This window comes from Flavobacterium arabinosi, assembly GCF_048158725.1.
Classification (GTDB): domain Bacteria; phylum Bacteroidota; class Bacteroidia; order Flavobacteriales; family Flavobacteriaceae; genus Flavobacterium; species Flavobacterium arabinosi.
In genome coordinates, this window is the sequence record NZ_JBLNKX010000016.1 from 1 (window position 1) to 4780 (window position 4780).

At 38.5% G+C, this 4780-nt stretch carries 2 protein-coding genes; both read left to right on the forward strand.

What is annotated here, in order from left to right:
- The coding region (locus tag ACM55K_RS17370; protein ID WP_416851596.1) for a T9SS type A sorting domain-containing protein at positions 1 to 1399 on the forward strand (1399 nt) is incomplete at its 5' end.
- 924 nt (positions 1400 to 2323) lie between these two features.
- Positions 2324 to 4780: hypothetical protein (locus tag ACM55K_RS17375; RefSeq protein ID WP_416851597.1), on the forward strand; the 2457-nt coding region annotated here is incomplete at its 3' end.

The following is a 4780-nucleotide window of genomic DNA, read 5'->3' on the forward strand; positions in this document are numbered from 1 at the left end:
TGTTACATACCAATGGCAGATTGGTACTACAGCAGGTTGTGACTTAGGTTTTAGTGACATTGCAGGAGCTACATCGGCTACTTACGATGCCCCAGCCTTGACAGCCGTGGCAGTAACAACCTATTTCCGTAGAGTGACTACATCGACAGTCAATGGTGTTTCATGTTCTGCAAACAGTAATTGTTTGACAGTGACACCAAATGCTATAACTCCTGGTGTAATAGCAGGGGACCAGACCGTTTGTATAGGAGAAGAAGATCCGGCGGCCTTTACCAGCACAACAGCAGGTACTGGAGGCGGTGATATCACTTACCAATGGCAAAGTAATACTACAGGATGTGATGGTGACTTCGCCAATATTACAGGAGCTACATCCGCTACTTTCGATCCGGGTGTGGCAACAGTTACCACTTACTATCGTCGTGTTGCTACAAGTACGCTCAATGGCGTGGTTTGTTCTGCAAACAGCAATTGTTTAACTGTAACCACTGAAGATTGTGGCGGTCACATCTTCCCAACCCAGACAACCTGTTGTAATTTCGTTACAGAAACTGTTACTGAGTTGGTGAATGTTTGTACAACTATTAAAGGCAATAATAGAGTGAGCAATGCAGTCCCTGGAGTGTTCTTCTACTATTCTAATGTCACTGCACCACTTACACTTGTTAACAATAGTTTTACAATTGATGTAAAACAAACCAATGACGGTGATTTAGATAAACTATTTGTTATTCAGGGTTTTAATTCGAATCCAAGTAAGGCAAGTCTTTCACAGATTCGTTTGACTACAGACAATTGTGATGCTGTAACATTTACTCCTAGCTTTATCCTCGATGGCGCAGGCGCACATTATGTTGTGACTGGAGCTACTCCGGGTGCAACATATGTTGTTTCTATAAAATACGATACGAAATCAATCATAGGTGCCATTTACTCAGGTGGTGATCAAAGCAGTACGTATACTTTCGCAAGCTACATCAATGGATTAGGTACAGCTGCCTCAGGAAGTGAGGGAACTATAAACGCTGTTGCAGGATGTTCAGACAATACTCCATTACCTGGAAATTGTTCACTTCCTACAGCTAATGTTATCAGCCCCGCTGCTCCGATCGAAACAATAACTGCTAAAACCACAAGTAATGCAGGTTTCGATGCCTATCCGGTTCCTTTCAAAGATCAGCTTACTATCAAATATAAATTTGATTACAAATCTGATGTAAAAATCGAGGTGTTCAATGCACAAGGAATATCAGTACTTACAAAAACTGATACCAATAGTTATTTTGATAAAGAAATAACACTGGATCTTAAAGCAAGTAAAAGACAAGAGCAAGTGTATGTTGTGAAAGTGACTACTAACAGAGGAAGCACTACGAAAAAAGTAATGTCTTCAAAATAAATTTTAAATGATTATCTAATCCTTAAAAAAGAATGAAACGGATTAGAATATAAAATTAAACCTCGAAAGTTAAAATTTTCGAGGTTTTTTTATACTTTTTTTTTATTTGCTGATTTATAGTATTGAAATAAGAATTAAATGTATTTTTATTATTTAAAATATTGTAAATCAACAAATTGTATTTTGTTGATTGTTAATTATAGATAATTTTTTTTACGTAGTAATTTTCCTTATCCAATGGTTTTTTATCGAATATATTTGTTTTTTATCTGATTTATTATTGCTTTTTAATTAGTTTCCAATTCATTGATTAAATTTAATTCTCAAAAAAAATTAATTGAATTTAAAGCTGCTTTGTAAGACAGTTTACCTGTAAAAAAGAATTTAGTTATTGCTCCCCACAATAGAATTTCCTTTTGATGATTGCGTTCTTCATAAACTTGTTTTTTGAAGGTGTATTGTTTATTGCCTATTTTTTTACAAACCATTAACTTTTTTGTTTTTATTTATTTATTGAATTTAAAGCTGTCTCGTAAAACCGTTTAAGGGTAAAAAGAATTGGTTATTGTTCCCCACAATACAATATCCTTTTGGTGATGGTGTGCTTCATAAGATTGTTTTTGAAGGTGTATTATTATTATTATTATTATTATTATTATGGCAAGTTTTGACTCTCAAAACCTAAGCTTTCTGATTTTTTTATTCTTACTTTTTATTTTAAAATTTAGGTTTTTAAGTTGTTGCAAAGCCCTTTTTTGGTTACTAAAAGTTTTGTTTATTTCCCCAAAATAAAATAAGCTTTTGACGATGGAGTTCTTCATAAAGTAGTTTATGAAGGTGTTTTTTTGTTTTTTATAAAAGTTTTCAGTCCCCAGTCTGCTAGTTTCCTAACTTTTAATAAGTATGGTTTAAAACTTTATTATCATGGAAAAAAATTCACTTCTGACGTTTTTCGAAGTTTTATCTAGCAAAATTAAATGTTGGGTATCACCGAAAAACAAAATTTCTACATTAGGTTTACATGTACCTAATTTATTCTTTTTTAGTCCCAGATTACAAAATTCGACTCTTAGGAAACGGTATTTTCTTAACAGGAGCGTACTTCTATTTTTATTAATAAGTTTTTTTGGTTTTACAACGGCAGTTGCACAGAATTTGCCTCCGGCAAGTAGCTGTACATCGGGAGATTTGATCCTACTAGATGCTACCCTACCACCCAATGCAGGTGAAGATGTATGTGGTAACTGTACAACAGGATCAACCACTGCAATAACCAGAACGTTGTATCTATCTATCAATAATAAAACCGGTTCCCTGCGAACATCCTTTCGTTTTTGGGGAACATTGAAAATTTATAATGCTGACGGCACACTGAAAATAGCAACCCCTGCAATAACCATGTGTGGCGGCCCTATTCAGCCATCTATTATAAATAAGATAGCCGTTGGAGAGATTTCATATCTCTGCGGTGAAAGAATAGAGCTTACTGATTTGTTTTTAGCTTGGAGCACATCCAATAAAAAAGAAGACTGTGCCTGGATGCTTGTCAATTCGGCTACAATCAGCCCCAAATGCGGAACATCACCTCCAATAAATGTATTTACTGGACTAGATGCCGTTTTTACAACTACCCAAATAAAGTGTAATGGGGGAGGGGGTACTATCGCTTCAAATGTGGGTGGAGGTAAAGCTCCTTATACTGTAAGTTGGAAAAAAGATGGTGCCCCTTACCCCGCTGGTAGCGCAACTCTCATTATGGCCCCTTTTACTCAAACGCTTTCAAATTTAGGGGGCGGTAGTTATACTCTTACAATAACAGACGCTAATGGCTGTGTAAAAACAAAAACTGCAGTAGTTATTAATCCAGAGCCGGCAGCCCTTGCATTAGGTACCTGCATTAAGACTGATGTGACTTGTGCGGGTGGAGATGGCACTGCAACCACTTCATTTAGTAACGCCGTATTGCCGGTTTCTTATAGCTGGAAGAACGTTGCTACCGGTGTAACAGTAAGTTCAGCCGTTACTGCAGGCAACCTTTCTGCCGGAGATTATACATTTACGGTAACGGATGCCTGCTTTACCAGAACATGCAGCGTAACCGTTGCCCCACCAACTCCAATAACTACGCCGGCGGCTACTTTATCACAGCCAACCTGTGGGGTAGCCACAGGAATGGTAACTATAACACCGGCAATATATAGTAGCGCAATAACCTATACGCTTACCCAGTCAGGCAGTACAGTATATACTGCTGCAAATGGAGTATTCAGTTCCGTAGCCCCGGGAACTTATGGATTAAAAGCATCCCAGGGTATTTGCAGTAAAACAGGTACTGATTTAATTGTTAATCAACAACCTGCAACGCCCAATGCACCAACTGTAACGGTGGTGAACAACTGCGATGGAAGTTCAGATTTAACTGCCAGTGATTATACAGGTAGTCTGTTGTGGAGCAATGGTGCAACGGGCGCAAGCATCCATGTAACGAATGCCACTACTTATACGGTTACCCAAACAAGTGCAGATGGTTGTACCAGTCTTTCAGGCTCTGGAACATCAGCTCCGAAAGCAACACCAAGTGCACCAACTGTAACTGTAGTTAATAACTGCGATGGAAGTTCTGATTTAACTGCTAGTGATTATACCGGAACTCTGTTATGGAGTAATGGTGCTGCTACAGCAAGTATCCATGTAACGAATGCTGCTACTTATACGGTTACTCAAACTGCAATAAATGGTTGTACCAGTCTTGCAGGCTCTGGAACATCAGCTCCGAAAGCAACACCAAGTGCACCAACTGTAACTGTAGTTAATAACTGTGATGGAAGTTCAGATTTAACCGCCAGTAATTACACAGGAAGTTTGTTGTGGAGTAATGCTGCAACAACGGCGAGTATTCATGTAACTAATGCTGCTACTTATACAGTTACTCAAACTGCAACAAATGGTTGTACCAGTCTTGCAGGCTCTGGAACATCAGCTCCGAAAACAACACCAAGTGCACCAACTGTAACGGTAGTGAACAACTGCGATGGAAGTTCTGATTTAACTGCCAGTAATTACACAGGAAGTTTGTTGTGGAGTACTGGTGCTGCTACAGCAAGCATCCATGTAACGAATGCTGCAACTTATACGGTTACTCAAACTGCAACAAATGGTTGTACCAGTCTTGCAGGCTCTGGAACATCAGCTCCGAAAACAACACCAAGTGCACCAACTGTAACGGTAGTGAACAACTGCGATGGAAGTTCTGATTTAACTGCCAGTAATTACACAGGAAGTTTGTTGTGGAGTACTGGTGCTGCTACAGCAAGCATCCATGTAACGAATGCTGCAACTTATACGGTTACTCAAACTGCAACAAATGGTTGTACCAGTCTT